Annotated in this window: 21 protein-coding genes; 7 read left to right on the top strand and 14 right to left on the bottom strand. The window is 41.1% G+C overall.

Annotated elements, in window-relative coordinates; translation table 11 throughout:
• Nucleotides 1–37 precede the first annotated feature (37 nt).
• Complete coding sequence (gene mutM / locus AACQ38_RS18435) at nucleotides 38–847, bottom strand: bifunctional DNA-formamidopyrimidine glycosylase/DNA-(apurinic or apyrimidinic site) lyase (RefSeq protein ID WP_058588927.1); 810 nt, start codon at nucleotides 845–847, stop codon at nucleotides 38–40.
• A gap of 119 nt (nucleotides 848–966) precedes the next feature.
• On the opposite strand from mutM, the gene rfaL reads away from it, so the two are divergent.
• Nucleotides 967–2,184 (top strand): O-antigen ligase RfaL, encoded by a 1,218-nt coding sequence (gene rfaL, locus AACQ38_RS18430; protein ID WP_242685625.1) that lies wholly within the window; start codon nucleotides 967–969, stop codon nucleotides 2,182–2,184.
• On the opposite strand, the gene AACQ38_RS18425 is transcribed toward rfaL, so the two are convergent.
• The 8 genes from AACQ38_RS18425 to radC all read right to left on the bottom strand — a co-directional run bounded on the left by AACQ38_RS18425 (nucleotide 2,161) and on the right by radC (nucleotide 8,446).
• Nucleotides 2,161–2,304, bottom strand: coding sequence for a hypothetical protein (locus tag AACQ38_RS18425; RefSeq protein ID WP_207631917.1), 144 nt, complete (start codon nucleotides 2,302–2,304; stop codon nucleotides 2,161–2,163). The genes rfaL and AACQ38_RS18425 overlap by 24 nt on opposite strands.
• 37 nt (nucleotides 2,305–2,341) lie before the next feature.
• Complete coding sequence (locus tag AACQ38_RS18420) at nucleotides 2,342–3,517, bottom strand: glycosyltransferase family 4 protein (protein ID WP_011148917.1); 1,176 nt, start codon at nucleotides 3,515–3,517, stop codon at nucleotides 2,342–2,344.
• Nucleotides 3,498–4,616 carry a glycosyltransferase family 4 protein gene (locus AACQ38_RS18415; RefSeq protein ID WP_165578770.1) on the bottom strand — a complete coding sequence of 373 codons (1,119 nt, stop codon included), beginning with the start codon at nucleotides 4,614–4,616 and terminating at the stop codon, nucleotides 3,498–3,500. Before AACQ38_RS18415 ends, AACQ38_RS18420 begins: the two co-directional genes overlap by 20 nt.
• On the bottom strand, nucleotides 4,597–5,619 hold the full coding sequence (locus AACQ38_RS18410; RefSeq protein WP_165578769.1) for a glycosyltransferase family 9 protein: 1,023 nt from the start codon (nucleotides 5,617–5,619) through the stop codon (nucleotides 4,597–4,599). Before AACQ38_RS18410 ends, AACQ38_RS18415 begins: the two co-directional genes overlap by 20 nt.
• 187 nt (nucleotides 5,620–5,806) lie before the next feature.
• Nucleotides 5,807–6,928, bottom strand: a complete 1,122-nt coding sequence (locus AACQ38_RS18405; RefSeq protein WP_011148920.1) for a glycosyltransferase family 4 protein — start codon at nucleotides 6,926–6,928, stop codon at nucleotides 5,807–5,809.
• A gap of 170 nt (nucleotides 6,929–7,098) precedes the next feature.
• Nucleotides 7,099–7,266 carry a 50S ribosomal protein L33 gene (gene rpmG / locus AACQ38_RS18400; RefSeq protein WP_010847629.1) on the bottom strand — a complete coding sequence of 56 codons (168 nt, stop codon included), beginning with the start codon at nucleotides 7,264–7,266 and terminating at the stop codon, nucleotides 7,099–7,101.
• 11 nt (nucleotides 7,267–7,277) lie between these two features.
• Complete coding sequence (gene rpmB, locus AACQ38_RS18395; protein WP_011148921.1) at nucleotides 7,278–7,514, bottom strand: 50S ribosomal protein L28; 237 nt, start codon at nucleotides 7,512–7,514, stop codon at nucleotides 7,278–7,280.
• 239 nt (nucleotides 7,515–7,753) lie between these two features.
• On the bottom strand, nucleotides 7,754–8,446 hold the full coding sequence (radC, locus tag AACQ38_RS18390; RefSeq protein WP_011148922.1) for a RadC family protein: 693 nt from the start codon (nucleotides 8,444–8,446) through the stop codon (nucleotides 7,754–7,756).
• 198 nt (nucleotides 8,447–8,644) lie between these two features.
• On the opposite strand from radC, the gene coaBC reads away from it, so the two are divergent.
• The 3 genes from coaBC to slmA all read left to right on the top strand — a co-directional run bounded on the left by coaBC (nucleotide 8,645) and on the right by slmA (nucleotide 11,013).
• A complete protein-coding gene (gene coaBC / locus AACQ38_RS18385) occupies nucleotides 8,645–9,862 on the top strand; it encodes a bifunctional phosphopantothenoylcysteine decarboxylase/phosphopantothenate--cysteine ligase CoaBC (RefSeq protein WP_165578768.1) in 1,218 nt (405 codons plus the stop codon).
• Nucleotides 9,840–10,298 carry a dUTP diphosphatase gene (dut, locus tag AACQ38_RS18380; RefSeq protein ID WP_165578767.1) on the top strand — a complete coding sequence of 153 codons (459 nt, stop codon included), beginning with the start codon at nucleotides 9,840–9,842 and terminating at the stop codon, nucleotides 10,296–10,298. The genes coaBC and dut overlap by 23 nt, the downstream gene beginning before the upstream one ends.
• Before the next feature lie 115 nt (nucleotides 10,299–10,413).
• On the top strand, nucleotides 10,414–11,013 hold the full coding sequence (gene slmA / locus AACQ38_RS18375; protein ID WP_011148925.1) for a nucleoid occlusion factor SlmA: 600 nt from the start codon (nucleotides 10,414–10,416) through the stop codon (nucleotides 11,011–11,013).
• 59 nt (nucleotides 11,014–11,072) lie between these two features.
• Here slmA and pyrE read toward each other — a convergent pair whose 3' ends face one another.
• Together pyrE and rph are read right to left on the bottom strand one after the other, a co-directional pair.
• Nucleotides 11,073–11,714, bottom strand: a complete 642-nt coding sequence (pyrE, locus tag AACQ38_RS18370; RefSeq protein WP_011148926.1) for an orotate phosphoribosyltransferase — start codon at nucleotides 11,712–11,714, stop codon at nucleotides 11,073–11,075.
• A gap of 84 nt (nucleotides 11,715–11,798) precedes the next feature.
• On the bottom strand, nucleotides 11,799–12,527 hold the full coding sequence (gene rph / locus AACQ38_RS18365; RefSeq protein WP_011148927.1) for a ribonuclease PH: 729 nt from the start codon (nucleotides 12,525–12,527) through the stop codon (nucleotides 11,799–11,801).
• 126 nt (nucleotides 12,528–12,653) lie between these two features.
• On the opposite strand from rph, the gene AACQ38_RS18360 reads away from it, so the two are divergent.
• Nucleotides 12,654–13,517, top strand: a complete 864-nt coding sequence (locus AACQ38_RS18360; RefSeq protein WP_011148928.1) for a YicC/YloC family endoribonuclease — start codon at nucleotides 12,654–12,656, stop codon at nucleotides 13,515–13,517.
• Between the two features lie 303 nt (nucleotides 13,518–13,820).
• On the opposite strand, the gene AACQ38_RS18355 is transcribed toward AACQ38_RS18360, so the two are convergent.
• The 3 genes from AACQ38_RS18355 to AACQ38_RS18340 all read right to left on the bottom strand — a co-directional run bounded on the left by AACQ38_RS18355 (nucleotide 13,821) and on the right by AACQ38_RS18340 (nucleotide 15,082).
• Complete coding sequence (locus tag AACQ38_RS18355; protein ID WP_207631916.1) at nucleotides 13,821–13,919, bottom strand: hypothetical protein; 99 nt, start codon at nucleotides 13,917–13,919, stop codon at nucleotides 13,821–13,823.
• 309 nt (nucleotides 13,920–14,228) lie between these two features.
• Nucleotides 14,229–14,660 (bottom strand): type III toxin-antitoxin system TenpIN family toxin, encoded by a 432-nt coding sequence (gene tenpIN, locus AACQ38_RS18345; protein WP_011148929.1) that lies wholly within the window; start codon nucleotides 14,658–14,660, stop codon nucleotides 14,229–14,231.
• A gap of 227 nt (nucleotides 14,661–14,887) precedes the next feature.
• Nucleotides 14,888–15,082 (bottom strand): hypothetical protein, encoded by a 195-nt coding sequence (locus tag AACQ38_RS18340; RefSeq protein WP_011148930.1) that lies wholly within the window; start codon nucleotides 15,080–15,082, stop codon nucleotides 14,888–14,890.
• 488 nt (nucleotides 15,083–15,570) lie between these two features.
• Here AACQ38_RS18340 and AACQ38_RS18335 point away from each other — a divergent pair, with 488 nt between their 5' ends.
• Both AACQ38_RS18335 and AACQ38_RS18330 read left to right on the top strand, forming a co-directional pair.
• Nucleotides 15,571–16,752, top strand: a complete 1,182-nt coding sequence (locus AACQ38_RS18335; RefSeq protein ID WP_011148932.1) for a reverse transcriptase family protein — start codon at nucleotides 15,571–15,573, stop codon at nucleotides 16,750–16,752.
• Nucleotides 16,742–17,404 carry a retron Ec48 family effector membrane protein gene (locus tag AACQ38_RS18330; protein ID WP_165578765.1) on the top strand — a complete coding sequence of 221 codons (663 nt, stop codon included), beginning with the start codon at nucleotides 16,742–16,744 and terminating at the stop codon, nucleotides 17,402–17,404. The genes AACQ38_RS18335 and AACQ38_RS18330 overlap by 11 nt, the downstream gene beginning before the upstream one ends.
• Nucleotides 17,405–17,440 lie beyond the last annotated feature (36 nt).

The raw sequence follows: 17,440 nt of genomic DNA, 5'->3' as shown, positions 1-17,440 counted from the left end.
CCAAACTATTCGATATCAACTAACTATCCGATATCAACTAATATTGACAGTGACGGCAAAAGAAAGTACTGCGCTGTCCAAGCTTAATACTCTCTATTTGTTCACCACAAATTCGACATGGCTCTCCTGCTCTGCCATAGACAAACAATTCCTGAGCAAAATAGCCCGGTTTACCATCAGATTGCAGAAAATCTCTGAGTGTCGTACCACCCCGCTCAATAGAGCGTTGTAGAACCTTCTTAATCGTTTCCGCCAGTAAATGAGCTTCACGCTCAGTTAAAGTCTGCGCGGGACGATCCGGCTGAATATGGGCAGTAAACAACGCTTCATTCGCATAGATATTACCAACGCCAACAACCAGTTTGTTATCCATTAGCCAAGGTTTAATCAAGGTTTTTTTATTACTTGATCGGGTGTAGAGATAAGAACCATTAAAATCATCAGAAAGTGGCTCAGGCCCTAAATGAGCCAATACCGAGCACCGTTCGAGATCATCACTCCACAACCATGCACCAAATCGTCTGGGATCGGTATAACGCAAAACCTTACCATCTGCCATCACTAAATCCACATGATCGTGTTTCTCCGCGGGGCGCTCCTCTGGCAAAATACGCAAGCTGCCCGACATCCCCAAATGGACAATAATCCAACCATTTGCCAATTCAATCAGCAAATATTTGGCCCGGCGTTGAATGCTAAGCACAAGCTGGTCACTCAACTTCATAATTTCTTCCGCCACCGGCCAACGTAACCGACCATTCCTGACTACCGCATACTGGATCACATTCCCTACCAGATGTGGCTCTATTCCCCTCCGGCTGGTTTCTACTTCTGGTAGTTCTGGCATGGTAATAACTCCTAATTATAGATACTGTTTCAACTCTATTGCATCCGAGCAGATTAAGATAATCTTTTCATGTATTATTTCCAACCAAACTCAACAGAAATGAAAGCAGATTGATGAATATGTTTAACATTAAAAGTCGTGATAAAAGATCATTATGGAATTTATCCATCATTGGGATTTATATAGCCCTTGTTTATCTGCCTGATATAACGAGATATAAAAATCTGGTTATCGTGCTTATTGGCATTACAGCACTAACCTATCTAGTGACAGATTTTCGCCAAGTGATGCACTCCATGCGTAATTCACTGTTTCTGTCCATTATATTATTCATCGTAGCAATGTTCTATTCAGTAGCGATTTCCGTCGATCCCGCATTGAGTTTTCAAGAGATGAATAAACCCATCTTAAATGGGCTATTATTGTTCAGTTTTACTTTTCCCGTGGTACTGTACAAAGAAAATAAAGAAAGTATTGCCAAGATGATTCTGTACTCATTTGCCATTGGTATGCTGGCAATATGCCTAACTGATGTTGGTAAATACATTATTAACTACAATAAAGGTGAAATGCCTTTTACCAACTTCAACCATCGAGAATTTTCTTACGGTTTTATTTTCTATTTTCCGATCTTACTTTGTACTTGGGCATTGTGGAAGAAACATACCTTAGTGAGTTGGCTGATACTGGCTGCTGCTTCCGCTATCAGTCTGTTTTTGTTATTAGGTACCTTAGCTCGTGGCGCTTGGGTCGCCATTGCCGTCATCACGGCTTTTATCATTATCATTAATCGGGAATGGAAGCTGACCATAATAGTGAGTTTAATCCTTAGTTTTTCAGTTGTGCTTTCTCACACTACAATAATCGCTAATGAAAATACTAAGTTATTATTTTGGAAACTGACTCAAACTGATAGCAGCCATCGTTATAAAAATGGCACACAAGGGACTGCTTTTGAGTTGATTTTAGAGAACCCCATTAAAGGCTACGGTTATGGCAATAAAGTCTATCATAAAGTCTACAACGAACGAGTTGCTGACTATCCAGACTGGATATATCGCACATCCATCGGCCCCCACAATATCTTGCTGGCACTCTGGTTTGCCGGTGGAATCATTGGTTTGATTACCACTTTGCTGATGACCTTCTCAGCGCTGTATACAAGTAGCTACATTATTAGCCGTAACAATGGCGTAATAAAGCAGGCCAGTATTATTCTACTGACGGGATTCATCGGATTATTTATCGTTCGAGGAGCCTTTGAAAATACCTATATCAATGAAATAGGTATTCTATTCGGCCTGATGATTGCGCTATATCAGCAGAAAAACGATTAACCAGATATCTCGGCTATACCCGTCATCTTTCAAGTTGCTTCTTTGTTGGCTGCACTCACTCACCCCGGTCACATAGTTATCTATGCTCCCGGGGTTCGCTCCCTTGCCGCCGCGATGCATCTTGAAATCAATAGGGTATATATTATTAAACCGATTATTATGCAGAAATATCCTTTGATATTGTCTGCATAATCAGCTTCGCTCGCTGTTCCCAATTAAAACGCTCTGTCACCAACATTTTTGCATAACTGACTTGTGATTTAACTTTTTCTGGATTATCCCTCAGTAACTGAATCTGTTGAGCAAAACTTTCTGCATTCTCACTGTCAGCAAAACTGACCGCATTTTCATCAGCCACGTCACGAATAGAAAGAAAATCAGAGATAACCACCGGCTTATCCATCGCCATATATTCAAATAATTTCAGTGGCGAAGTATAGCGACTGCCAATACTGGTTTTCGTTAATGGCAACAAGCAAATATCATTATCTGCAATTATCTGAAAACGTAATTTAGGTTGAATAAAACCAAGAAAATTGATTTTATCGCCGACCCCCATTTGCTGAGCAATCTGCCGCAATTGCTGAATTTGCCCTGGTTCACCACCAGCAATATTCAATACTGCATTTTCAAGGTAAGCCATCGCTTTGATCGCCGTCGGAACACCTTTCCAACGATGCAAACTGCCCAAATAAAGGATCTGGGTTGGTAATTCACCATCGTCTGATACACGTTTATCTAACGACATCGACTCGACTGCCAACATATCCACGCCATCTGGCGCAACAACTATTGGCGTGCTGACATTATATTCACTAATAATATCATCACGGAGTAACGACGTCAGAACGAAAGTAATCCTGGACCGACGATAAACAAAGTGTTCAATTTCTCTCAGCTTCTGATATTTACGCTGATTTTTATTTTTACTTAAATCATGCGATTCTTTAAATGACTGGGCAAAAATCTCATGACTTTCAAAAAATAGCGGAATTTCTGGATGTTCACATAATAAATACTTTGCCATTTTCAGATTGCGGGTAAAAACGGCATCGACCTCATTTCTCTTCAACCAATGGGAAACCTGGAAATAGAACATTTTTTGGGTATTAAACGGAAAATACCATTTACGCCGAATATTGCGTAAAGATATCAGTCTCGCTGATGGTGACAATGAACGCCCCAGTACCTCTTCTGCGGTATTTTTACCTTCCGGTGTAACCAGATATACGCAGGCTCCCTGGCGAGCAAACGCATCAACATTCTGCAAAATTTGCAATGATGCTACCCGATAATCAGGAACCGGATAGGGATCAATATAGGCAATCTTCATTATTTATCGCTTTCAGTAAACGATTTGCCGAATGCTCCCAGGTATACATTGTTTCAATCCGTTGACGAGCTGCTTTTCCCATTTTTTGCCCCCTGTCTGGTTGAGACAATAAAAAATTAACCGCATCGGCAATTGCTGAAGCATCGCCTGGCGTGACTAAAATACCCGAATTATTTTCGTTGCCGACAACTTCAGGTATGCCTCCAATATAACTCGCAATTACCGGTCGGCCACACGCCATCGCTTCCGCAATTGTGATCCCAAATGCTTCATCACCAATACTTGGGAAAATCCCGGCATCACCAGCAGCATAATATTCAGGCAACTGATCATGTCCTACCGGTGGATGAAAAATTATCTGTTTTTCCAGCCGTAATACCGCAACCCGCTTTTCTAAGTGTTTCAGATCTTCACCTGACCCGATAATCAGCAATTTAACATCTTTATCCTGTAGCTGAGCCATTGCATCAATAGCCACATGCATGCCTTTCCAGCCAACCAACCGGCCGGCAAAGGTCAGCAAAAATGTTTTATCACTGATCCCAAGACGAGTTCTGACAGAAGAGTCTATCGGCCTGAATTTATTAATATCAACACCATTGTAAATCACCTTCGGGAATTGTTTAAAATGGTGCTGAATCTGCCAGGCATTAAAATGGCTGCATGCCACCCAAGCTGAAATTCGCTTACTCAGCTTTCTGTCACCCTTGAAAAAACTGGTGCCACCGCTCATATAGCAAAATTTAGTGCGGCTCTCTTTTGGCATCATTCGAGGCCAGAAAAAATCAAATGGCTTCGTCAGAATAACCCAGTCAAAATCCTCAGTAACAACTGTATCGTGAGCATGGCGAGCAAATGAGTAACGTTCAATAATACGTTGAAAACGTCGACCAATATTAATGACTTTCTCTCTGGGAATGAATGGAAAAGTGTGAACCTGGATTGCTCTCCCATTGAGTTCTGGTTGAATATCACCCTTTCCACCAAAAATATGGATCTCATGACCGGCATCAGTCAACGCTTTCGCCAGTTCCCAGACTGCCGTCTGAATACCACCGTAAGACATAGTTACCGTGACATCAACCAAACCTATTTTCATCTTTTCTTCCTGACAACTGAGTTTCTAGTAACTTTTGCGTTGCCTGCCAGACTTGTTCAACAGATATTGCAGACATCGAGTCTTTGCGGGTGGCTTGCATATAGTGAACCGGGTGTTCAATAACTACCAAATGCGAATGCTGTTGAGGTGCCAAAAAACGGCCTGGGTGGAAACTATGATACATAGCAACCATCGGGATACCTAATGCGCCAGCTAAATGTGTCGGCCCGGTATCAACACCAACATACAAATCAAGTTGACTCATTATTGCTGCATTCTGCCGCATTGTTAGTCTACCAACCAATGAAGTGCACTTTTCAGCCCCTAATCTTTTTGCCAGTGACTGTGCAGCAATTTTACCGTCAGCACTGCCTAGTAACATAATATGCGACTGGGGATAACGGCCACAAATGTGTTGCGCTAATTGGTAAAAATGTTCAACCGGCCAATCACGATAAGCTTTTGCCGGGAAACTTTGTAACTGAAAACCAATCAGGAGCTTGTTCTCTAAATGATACTGCCGTATAAAACCCTCGGCAAAGTGTAACTCCTTTTCACTCACACAATAATTCAACTGCCAGTCATTGACCTCAACATCTACCGCACTAGCAAGCATGGCCCGTTCCTGCTGAGCTGGCATCAACCCCTTTGGCTTTTCCACTGTCAGCCAACCAGATTGCAACGCGGACTTATCTGAAAATGAAACCGTTAAGTGTGATTTACGTTTCGCATACTGTAATAAAGGTTTATCGTCACTGTATACTAAAGCCAGATCATAATGCTTACGGGTAAACCAACCACACCATTTTGCCTTACCTTTCGAAAAAGCAGTCAATTTATTGATATCGCTTATATTTTCAAGGATCTGTTTAGTCCTTTTATGAGCCATAACATCAATATTTGCACCAGGCCACTTCTGTTTTAAAGCACGGATCACTGGCGTTACCAATAAGGTATCACCGAAACGTGCTATAACAATGACCAGAATATTCTTGATCTGCATAAGACAATTATCTAATTAATCTGCCATAAAATTCAACAAAATATATAAAAAAACCATTTTGTATACGATTGACCACAACAGTGTGATTTAACTAATAATCAACTTTAAAGTAATTTAATATCAATAAGTTGAACATTACCCAAAACCATAAACCAAAGAATAAGACCAGAATAAATCCTAAATAATGTTAACGTTTTTTACCTTTAATGCTGTGAAAAAAGATATTTTCCATTTTATCCAACATATTATCCATGCCAAATAAAGCCATTGCCCGCTCTAATGAAGAATGACTGAATTGCAAACGCAGTTCATTATTATGAATCAACAACTCTAAACTTTTCGTCAATAACTCTGTATTTCTGGGTTCCACGATATAACCCGTTTCACCATCAACTACCGCTTCGGTAATTGCACCAACGGAGGTTGATACAACAGGTATCCCACACGCCATTGCTTGCATAATGCCTTGTGGCACGCCTTCATTACCAAAAGAAGGTAATGCAAATAAATCCATCGCATTCAAACAATCAGGAACATCCTGACGGTTACCTAAAAAAATGACACTGTTTGACAAACCTTCTCGCTTTACTAAAGGTTCCAATGACTTACGTTGTGGACCATCACCAACAAACAAAAGTTGCCAATCAGGATATTTCTGATGCAGAACTTTCCAGCTTTCCAACAGATAGCGATGCCCTTTCCAGGTTCTCATGGTCGCAACGACACCTAATGTCGGTTTATTTTGAATCCCAATCCGTTGACGGCAAACTTTCTTATCTTCCGGTCGGAAACGATCTAAATCGATGCCGGTAGGCACTGATGTCATATGCTGTAATGGATAACGATTATTAGCATGCAGATGTTGGCGTAGTTTTTCACCGGTAGTCGCAATATGCCAGCACGCTTTCAGATACAACCAACGAGTTGATATTGAATTAGAAACATGAGTAGAAACATGCCTGGTTCTAACCATTGGCGGCATATGCCTTAACGTTGCACAAGCTACAGCAACCAACCATGCATCCGTCGAGCTATGTGTATTAATAACGTCAAATTGACGGCCTTCTTTTTTCAACCAACGACGCATAGCAAGCAAGCAGGACAGCCGCTTTTTTTCAATAGGCAGAGCTACGGCCGGCACACCATAAGATTTTGCTTCACGGTAGATATTAGAACTGGGACAACAGACAATAACCACCTTGTGTCCACGTTTTATCATTCCTTGGGATTCCGTCAGGATACGGATTTCCTGACCACCCCAGCCACAAGATGATTCTGTATGTAAAATATTTAGTTTTTCTTTAGCCATTTTGTTTCTATATTCCGCCTACCGGAAGGCATTAGTATAGCTAAACAGCATCTTACGTCTACGAATAACAAAATTTCTATGAAATAGAAAGAAGAATCAGTGAATATCTGTTTAATATTCTTACAATAAAAAACCCGACCTAAGTCGGGTTTTTTTCAAATCAACCAAAATTATTTAATCTTGGCTTCTTTATACATAACATGCTGACGAACAACTGGATCAAATTTTTTCATTTCCAGTTTCTCTGGCATAGTACGCTTGTTCTTCGTAGTGGTATAGAAGTGACCAGTACCAGCCGAAGAAACTAGCTTAATTTTATCGCGAATACCTTTAGCCATTTTTCAGCTCCTTAGTACTTCTCACCGCGGGTACGAAGCTCAGCCAAAACTGCATCGATACCCTTCTTATCAATCACACGCATACCTTTAACAGATACACGTAGAGTCACAAAACGCTTCTCGGACTCAACCCAGAAACGGTGGGAATGCAGGTTAGGCAGAAAACGACGCTTAGTCGCATTCAATGCATGAGAGCGGTTATTACCACTCATCGGGCGTTTGCCAGTAACTTGGCAGACTCGGGACATGTCTATTCTCCAAAAATCAAATCAGCTCGAGCTTTGTATTGGGTATGGCCGCCTCGTCAGGCTTAGGAGCCCATCTCAGCAAATTCCACTGAAAAGACTCACATTTACTCAGAAAATGTGCTGAGATAGGCTCTTCTCGCCAAACCAAAGATCCTCAAAGGTGGCGTAGTATACGCCCTCAATCGCTGACGCTCAAGTCCCGCACAACCAAAGATCCATAAGGATCTTGAAAAAGTTAGCTAAATCCATCCTCGCTCAGCAAATGAAACACAACATTGCCGACCAATAACCAGATGATCCAGCACTTTTACACCAACCAAATTACAGGCATCAATCACTTTATCTGTAACAATCTTATCTGCCAAACTTGGTTCTGCATGACCTGATGGATGATTATGAGCCAAAATAACGGATGAAGCATTCACCTTTATCGCCGATCGGACAATTTCACGAGGATGAACTTCAACTTTATTAATGGTGCCTTTAAACATCTCCTCATGACAGATGACTCTATTTTGATTATTGAGAAACAACACAACAAATATTTCCCTATCGCGCCCTGATAATAGGTTTTGCAAATACTCTTGAGTCACACTTGGACTACTCATAATATCCTCATGCATAAACTGGCTGGAAAAAAAACGCTTTGCCAGTTCTGCAATGGCTTGTAATTGTGCATACTTAGCCAATCCCATCCCTTTATGAGAACAAAAAGTGTCATAATCAGCAGAGAGTAAATGGTACAAAGATCCAAATTCTTTCAGTAGAAATTCAGCCATTCGTAAAACAGGAAGTCCTCTGGTCCCGGTACGTAAAAAAATAGCCAGTAACTCAGCATCTGTTAGAGAAACAGAACCATAAGCCAACAATTTTTCTCTGGGAGCTAAATTTGAATATATTTCTCCTGTATTTTCAGCGACATCAATTCCCATATATTCATCTCCCTGCTCTGTTTCACCTGATACAAACAGTATTCCATGCCTTAAATATAAGGGCGAATATCATATTCCAGAGCTGCGTAGCCGCTCGCAAACTTATTCTTTTTTACAATCAAAGCTCAGACTCTGCTCAACTCTGTAATCTCTTGTGATAAAATCTTGGCCCCTTGCAACTTATATATTCGGACAATCATGATGGCAGGACTTTCCGGCAAACAGATTGTGCTCGGTATCAGCGGAGGAATAGCCGCTTACAAAACTCCCGAGCTAGTACGTCGCCTGCGTGATCGCGGCGCACAAGTACGTGTAGTGATGACACCAGCAGCAGAAGCGTTTATTACACCAATGACGTTGCAGGCGGTTTCTGGTTATCCCGTTTCCGATGACTTGTTAGATCCAGCAGCAGAAGCTGCTATGGGGCATATTGAACTTGGTAAATGGGCTGATCTGATTATTCTCGCCCCGGCTACTGCTGATTTACTGGCACGCCTGGTCGTCGGTATGGCAAATGATCTCGTAACAACTCTTTGTTTGGCCTCCCCAGCCCCAATTGCCGCCGTACCCGCAATGAATCAACAAATGTTTCGAGCTCAAGCAACGCAACATAATCTCAAGCATCTTGAAGAACGAGGCGTTCTCCTGTGGGGACCGGACAACGGCAGCCAAGCTTGTGGTGACGTTGGTCCCGGCAGGATGCTAAATCCCATGGCGATTGTCGAACTCGCTGAACAACATTTTCAAGCAAGCCAAGACTTAGCTCACCTAAAACTTGCTATTACCGCCGGACCAACCCGTGAAGCATTGGACCCAGTCCGCTTTATCAGCAATCACAGCTCCGGCAAAATGGGGTTTGCTATCGCCCAGGCTGCGGCAACACGTGGTGCAGAAGTCACCCTGATCACTGGCCCCGTTAATTTACCGACACCACCGGGAGTCAAACGAATCGACGTCACCAGCGCTCTGGAAATGAATGAACAAGCACAGGCAGTAGCGGGTTCACAGAATATCTTCATTGGTTGTGCTGCGGTTGCAGACTATCGCGCTAAACAGATTGCCGAAGAAAAAATTAAAAAACAGGGTGATGAGATCACTTTTACCCTGATCAAAAACCCGGATATTGTTGCCAATGTAGCAGCAATGCAAGAAAACCGCCCCTTTGTGGTTGGATTTGCGGCTGAAACCCAGAATGTGGAAGAATACGCACGAAAAAAACTGAACCAAAAACATTTGGATCTGATTTGTGCAAATGATGTATCCCTTACTGGCCACGGCTTTAACAGTGATACTAATGCATTACATTTGTTCTGGCATGAGGGAGAAATCCGCTTACCTCATAGTAATAAGTTATTACTTAGCCACCATTTATTAGACGAGATAGTCAGACGCTATGATGAAAAAAATCGACGTTAAAATCCTTGACCCACGTATCGGGGAAGAATTTCCTTTACCAACTTACGCTACACCGGGTTCCGCAGGTTTAGATTTGCGGGCTTGCCTGGACAATGCGGTAGAACTGGCTCCAGGCCAAACAGAACTGCTTCCAACCGGGCTTGCTATTCATATTGGTGATGAACAACTGGCCGCCGTTATTCTGCCCCGTTCGGGCCTTGGACATAAACATGGCGTCGTTCTGGGGAATCTGGTGGGTTTGATCGATTCTGATTACCAAGGTCAGCTCATGGTTTCAGTCTGGAATCGTGGTGATAAAGCTTTCACTATCCAACCAGGCGAACGTATCGCTCAGATGGTTTTTGTACCCGTCGTCCAGGCTGAATTCAATCTGGTAGAAGATTTTGAAACCAGCGAAAGAGGCAGCGGTGGTTTCGGTCATTCCGGTCGCCAATAAATCTCTGTAAGACCATACCGTTTAACCCATTATCATATTCTTTGCTCAATGGCATTTTGAGCAAAGAATTACTGATTTGTTTGTTTTGCTGTTCTTAACAAAGGTCTTGTCAGACATGGCAGAAAACGAAAATACAAAGAAAAGAAACAGACGCGAGGAGATCTTGCAGGCGCTGGCGCATATGTTGCAATCCAGTGACGGTAGCCATCGCATCACTACTGCTAAACTGGCCGCCAACGTGGGTGTTTCCGAAGCTGCCCTATATCGGCATTTTCCTAGTAAAACCCGGATGTTTGACAGCTTGATCGAGTTCATTGAAGACTCATTAATTTCACGGATTAACCTGATTCTGCAAGATGAAAAAGATACCATAACTCGTATTCGCCTGATATTGGTCCTGATCTTGGGTTTTTCAGAAAAAAATCCCGGTCTGACCCGCATCATGACAGGTCATGCTCTAATGTTTGAACAAAACCGGCTGCAAGGGCGCATAAATCAGTTATTTGAACGAATTGAAGTACAGATCCGCCAAGTTTTAAAAGAGAAAAAATTACGTGATGGACAAGGTTTCAGTTATGATGAGTCGTTATTAGCATCTCAGTTACTCGCATTTTGTGAAGGGATGCTTTCACGTTTTGTACGCTCTGAGTTCCACTATCGTCCAACGCAGGAATTTGAAGCACGCTGGCCATTATTACTGGCTCAGTTACAATAAGTTATTCTACTACTCACCCCGCCCGTTATTGGGCGAGGGCTTTTTTTGAAGCTTATCTATCAGATACCGTACTGCGCACGATAGGCTTTTACTGCATCCAGATGATCTTTCATCTCTGGCTGACCACTCAAATAATTAATCAAATCATTCAAAGTAATGATAGAAAACACTTTGCAACCATAATCCCTTTCCACTTCCTGAATTGCCGAGATTTCACCGTTCCCACGTTCCTGACGATCAAGACAAATCATCACGCCGGCAAGCGTCGCATTATGCTGCTTGATAATCTCCATCGATTCACGGATAGCTGTACCTGCGGTAATAACATCATCAACCAGAACAACATTGCCTTTAAGTGGGCTACCAACCAAAGTACCACCTTCGCCATGATCTTTAGCTTCCTTACGGTTAAAACAATATGGCATATCAATATCATGATGTTCTGCCAGTGCCACTGCCGTTGTCGTTGCAATTGGAATACCCTTGTAAGCGGGTCCGAATAACAAATCGCACTGAATACCGCTATCCAACAATGCTGCTGCATAAAAACGCCCGATTAACGCCAAATCACGCCCAGTATTAAACAGCCCGGCATTAAAAAAATACGGGCTTTTACGTCCTGATTTCAGGGTAAATTCCCCAAATTTCAGTACCTGTTTTTTTAGCGCAAGCTCGATAAATTCGCGCTGATAGGCTTTCATTGGTGTGTCTCCTCTTTTTGAGTCATAGTTATCGTCATACAACAGGCATAAAAAAGGCGACTATCATGTCGCCTGATCAACTTATTATTTTAATGCATTTTGTTTTAACGCATTTCTCTGCGCATCAAAAATATCCTCTAATCCTCCCTTGGCAAGAGCCAATAAGGATAACAACTCATCATGACTAAATGGCTCGCCTTCCGCAGTGCCTTGCACTTCAATCATCCGGCCATCTTCCATCATCACGACGTTCATATCAGTTTCAGCGGCGGAATCTTCCACATATTCCAGATCACAACGACCTTCACCATCCACAATGCCAACAGAGACCGCAGCAACCATTGATTTCAGAGGACTCTCTTTCAGCTTGCCTGCTTCAACTATTTTATTCAACGCATCAACTAGCGCGACACAAGCACCAGTAATAGAAGCTGTACGGGTACCGCCATCAGCCTGAATAACATCACAATCCAGTGTAATGGTGTATTCACCCAGTTTTTTCAAATCAACAGCGGCGCGCAGCGAACGGGCAATTAAACGCTGGATTTCCATCGTACGCCCGCCCTGTTTGCCTCTAGCTGCTTCACGAGCATTTCGGGTATGAGTAGACCGCGGTAACATGCCATATTCCGCCGTCACCCAGCCCTGCCCCTGACCTTTCAAGAAACGAGGAACCCCTTCTTCAACGGAGGCATTACATAACACTTTAGTATCGCCAAACTCTACTAGAACCGAACCTTCCGCGTGCTTAGTATAATGACGGGTTATCGTGATAGGACGCACTTGTTCTGCCGCTCTTCCTGTTGGGCGCATAGTGTTATCTCCGTTGTTAAATCATTATTGGGGGCGCATTATACGGCCTAACAGGGCTAATTCCTATCCTGCATCTACAACGAGCGTTATAATCTCTTAATCTTTTGTTTAAATTGGGAACGAATCATGATCCGTAGTATGACTGCTTTTGCACGGCGAGATATCAAAAGTGAATGGGGAAATGCGGCTTGGGAACTACGCTCCGTTAATCAGCGTTATTTAGAAACTTATATCCGCCTACCAGAACAATTCAGAAGCTTGGAACCGGTGATCCGTGAACGCATTCGTTCCCGTCTGACTCGCGGAAAAGTTGAGTGCAACTTACGTTTTGAACTGGATTCACGCTCTCAAGGCGAACTTATCCTGAATGAAACTTTAGCAAAACAGCTAGTCAATGCGGCGAACTGGGTCAAACAACAGAGCAACGAAGGTGAAATCAACCCTGTTGATATTCTGCGTTGGCCTGGCGTTATGGCCGCAGAAGAGCAAGACCTGGATGCTATCAACACTCAATTGTTGCAAGAACTGGATACAACACTGGATGCCTTTATTCAAAGCCGTGAAGCCGAAGGCAACGCACTTAAAATTATGATTGAACAACGTTTGGACGCAGTAACCGAAGAAGTCGGTAAAGTTCGCCAACAAATGCCTGAAATCATGCAATGGCAGCGGGAACGCCTGCAAACCAAATTGGAAGAAGCGCAGGTACAGCTTGAAAATAACCGTCTTGAGCAAGAGTTAGTTTTACTGGCTCAACGCCTCGATGTGGCAGAAGAGTTAGATCGCCTTGATGCCCACACCAAAGAAACCCGTAATATTCTAAAGAAAAAAGAAGCCGTCGGCCGCCGACTGGATTTTATGATGCAGGAATTCAATCGCGAATCTAATACGCTTGCCTCCAAATCTATCAACGCCGATATCACTAACTCCGCCATTGAATTGAAAGTGCTAATCGAACAGATGAGGGAGCAGATTCAGAATATTGAGTAAAGTCCACTCAATTCTATCAATTACTATACAAGAAGCTGATACAAAAATAATTTTTACCGTGTTTTTGCGTCCAGGTTGCCTCGGTATCTTTTTGACAGCGCTTGTGTGCGCTCCAGTCATTAAGGGGTGACCTTTGCGTATCCGCTGATTTTCGTCGCGGGTATTATGTTGCTTACGCGTTGAGATCAACGTGGCATCAATAACCTGCCCGCGACAGGCAATAAATCCCTGAGCGGATAATTGGCGGTTAGCGTCTTCAAATAAAGCCTGAACGCCATCTTTCCCGATACGCTGTTCAAAATGTCAAATGGTATTTCGGTCAGGAATATTATTGATGACATCGGCCAGACGACAGAAATACTGCCAGCTAAGGCGATCACGATCAAGCAACTGATATTCCATCATTTCATCAGACAGATTTTAGAGGTTCTCTGTTCATGATTTAAGACGAGCTTGCCGTAGTCTACCTGCCTCTCTTTCGTTCCTTTTCATGTTGCTGAAAGATGCCTTAATCACAAGCTCAAAGGTGTTGAAAGCATTTATGGCCAAATATGATTATTTTGAAGAAAGGAAAGAAGCTCATGTGAAAGTTGCTAAATTACTTGAATCCATTATTTAACCACTCGATATAAAGCTGACTAGCTGAATTTACAGATAGCTTTGATTCAGCTAGAAATATGGGCAACTTAGCAATATTAATATAATTAGTGGCTATAAGCCCAAATCTCTATGGAAATACTGGAGTGTAGTAAATTTATAACAACGATCATCACCCTCACCCGTATTTATGTATTCAATGTATCCTTGAACATAAGCCCCAAATTCCACCTCGATCTTTTTTTCGTTTGCTTTTAACTTTTCATACTCTTTTTCCATTTTTAGCTTAAAAGCTTGTGGTTCTAGATCATCAACATCAATGAGTAAAGCTTTTGAGTAATCTAAGCCACTCCAGCATTTTTTTTCCTTTATGAAGATAGTCTTGAACCCATTAGGATGATTTAGATTACTTCGTAAAGGGACTGCGAATGTAAGTCCGTTTAAAGTAATCGATATAACGCCATACCCCCTATTTTTTTCTAAAACTTGCGGTCTATTTTCACAAAGCCTGTTGTAGACATCTTGTTTGATCTGGCGCAATATCATATTCTTATTCTCTATGCAAAAAAGCCCTCCAATGGAGGGCTTTCCGTGTAGATTAATCCAATGAGGTTGTTCTATTTAACGTGGGGATGCCTCTACCGCCACATAATCCAATGAGGTTGTTCTATTTAACGTGGGGATGCCTCTACCGCCACATAATCTACATAGTGGATTTTAATACAACTGATATACAATGTCAAGGGAGATTTAAATAGCAAACAGTAGCCCGTTCACCCCTTCGGCTCAATCCCTTGCTTACGAAGCTCTTTACGGGCGAGTTCTTTGAACCAGTTGCCCAAGCTGACACCTTCTTTTACCACAACTTCATCAAGCTGTTCACGTAGCTCAGGTGATATCCGTATCTGGAAAGTCGGAGATTTGCCTGCCGATGAAGATTTTTTCGTATCGCGTTTTATCGCTGACATGTACGTACCTTTTTGACTATGATGGCTTTTATAGGTACGTACCCTACCACAAAAGTATCTCATCACCAATCTCTCCCCTGAAAGGTATTAGCAGTACCAGACAGGGGCTAACTACACCGTTAGAGGACTAACGACATGGCTATTAGCAAATCTAGCAATTCCCGTCTTGAAGATCAGTTATTAGATACTGAATAAAAAAACTTTAAGAGCAATCCGATTTCTGGTAAAAGACTTTCGTGGGACTAAGACCTCACTTGATGAAAAAGGAAGCGTTAAAGCAAAAAGATCTGTCCTTAAGTCTAGGACGACCGAAAGGTCTTTCTGGGTGCACTCTGGCGAGCCATGCAAAAGCTAGACCACGGAGTACAGTACACAGTTGGAAAAAGTTAGTGAAGGTAGGGTGGATTTTATACTTTTGTGTTGCTTCCTTCGGATTCAACTGCCCTTCTTGGCCGTGAGGACGCTAACTTTTATCTAAGAAGGATTACATGCCAAAGGGTTTCTCGTTTAAGGATACTTTTACTCCCATTCAAAGAAAAGAAAGCTTAATCGGCTTGCTGGGGATAAAAGATATTGAAAAATTTGAAAGTCTGCTTAGAGATGGTGTTGAAAACGCATATTATATTAAGCCACCGATTAAGAAAAAAAACGGTGGTGAACGAATTGTTTATGCACCAAATCGAATGCTTAAATCAATTCTTCGAAAAATAAACAATAGAATATTTAATCAAATTAATTTCCCTGATTATTTGTATGGTTCAATACCAGACAAAGAAAACCCTCGCGATTACATTTTATGTGCTCATCAACATTGTAAAGCAAAAATTCTTATCAAACTTGATATTGAAAATTTTTTCCCTACAATGAAAACAAAATTTGTTTTCAATATATTCAAAGACTTATTTAAGTTTTCTGATGAAGTATCAAACATTTTAACAAAGCTTACTACGTATGATGGTTTTGTTCCACAAGGTGCCCCAACAAGTACTTATTTAGCAAACTTATATTTTTATGATTGTGAGCCAAATAAGGTAAATTACCTACGTAGTCTCGGTTTCAGATACACTCGTTTAATTGACGATATAACAGTATCTCGCTTAAAAAAAGAAGGTGATTGGAAATTTGTTGAAACTATCATTTCAGAATTTATAACGCAGAAAGAATTATCAGTGAATAAAGATAAGACTCAATTATTATCAGCTAATTCACCACAATCGTTTAAAGTACATGGACTATGTATAGAAGAAACAACTCCACGATTTACAAAGAATGAAAGAATAAATATAAAAACACAAGTAAAGCGAGTTGTAAAAACAGGATATAATCGTGATAATATCAGAATGCAGAAGAATTATCATGACGTCTATTTTTCTGTCAAAGGGAAAATCACTAAATTAAAACGAGTTAATTGTCCTGATTATCCTCTTCTAAAAAAATTGCTGGCAAAACATTGCGATCCCCTCCCAGAACATAAAGAAATAAAAAGAATTAATAGGGTGATATCTAACCTATCAAAAGATCATGCTACTTTTGGTAGCACTGAAAGATATAGAAGCCGTTATTTTCAAGTCATATTTCGCTTAGAAATTTTGAAGAAACTGTATCCTGTAGAGGCAAATGAGTTCAAAGCTCGTCTAAAATTAATAAGTCCAATTAAAAATGAAAATTAAAGCATCACTAACCAGCATAATATCATACATAATAATTTCACTTATTACAGTTTGCTTTTTCTCGATGATTTCTACGGCAATCATGGTTTTTTTGGATATTATCATCAAACGAGATTGGACATTTTGTTTCTCTGAAGAGTGTATTTTAACGGCAGAACAAATTTTCAAAACACCAATTTCTCTCTTGAAACAATCGCTGATATTTATACCTGTATTTGTTTTTTTTATAGGTCTATACAACTATAAACTTGCGATTATAAATACAAAAAATAATAACATATTAAACAAAGAACGAGATTTCTACGCCTATTTAAAAGAAAACCCAAGCGATAAAGAAGATCTATTGAAGGCATTAAACAAAAAGAAACTTTTTAATGCTCTATTCGATGATGAATTGAATTTTAATACCGGGGAAAAGGAAAAAATAGAATTATACATTAAAAATAGAAAATCTCATGGAGTAATAACCTTACTTGATGAAAATAAAAAAGAAGCCTATAAAAAAAATATACTTATAATTCCATTATCCTTTGGCTTTACAATTGATGATGAATTAGATATAGAGCGTATGGATGAGATCGTTAACTCCATATGTGTAGAAGTAATCGAAATTATAGAAATTTGGTTCAGTATTACAATTAAAAAAGAATAGTAGTTTCAAAGCAAGGACTAACTTTCAGCATCTCCT

Source organism: Photorhabdus sp. RW14-46, from assembly GCF_963887965.1.
In the GTDB taxonomy this organism is placed as follows: domain Bacteria; phylum Pseudomonadota; class Gammaproteobacteria; order Enterobacterales; family Enterobacteriaceae; genus Photorhabdus; species Photorhabdus laumondii.
This window is presented reverse-complemented; position numbering and strand designations above follow the sequence as displayed.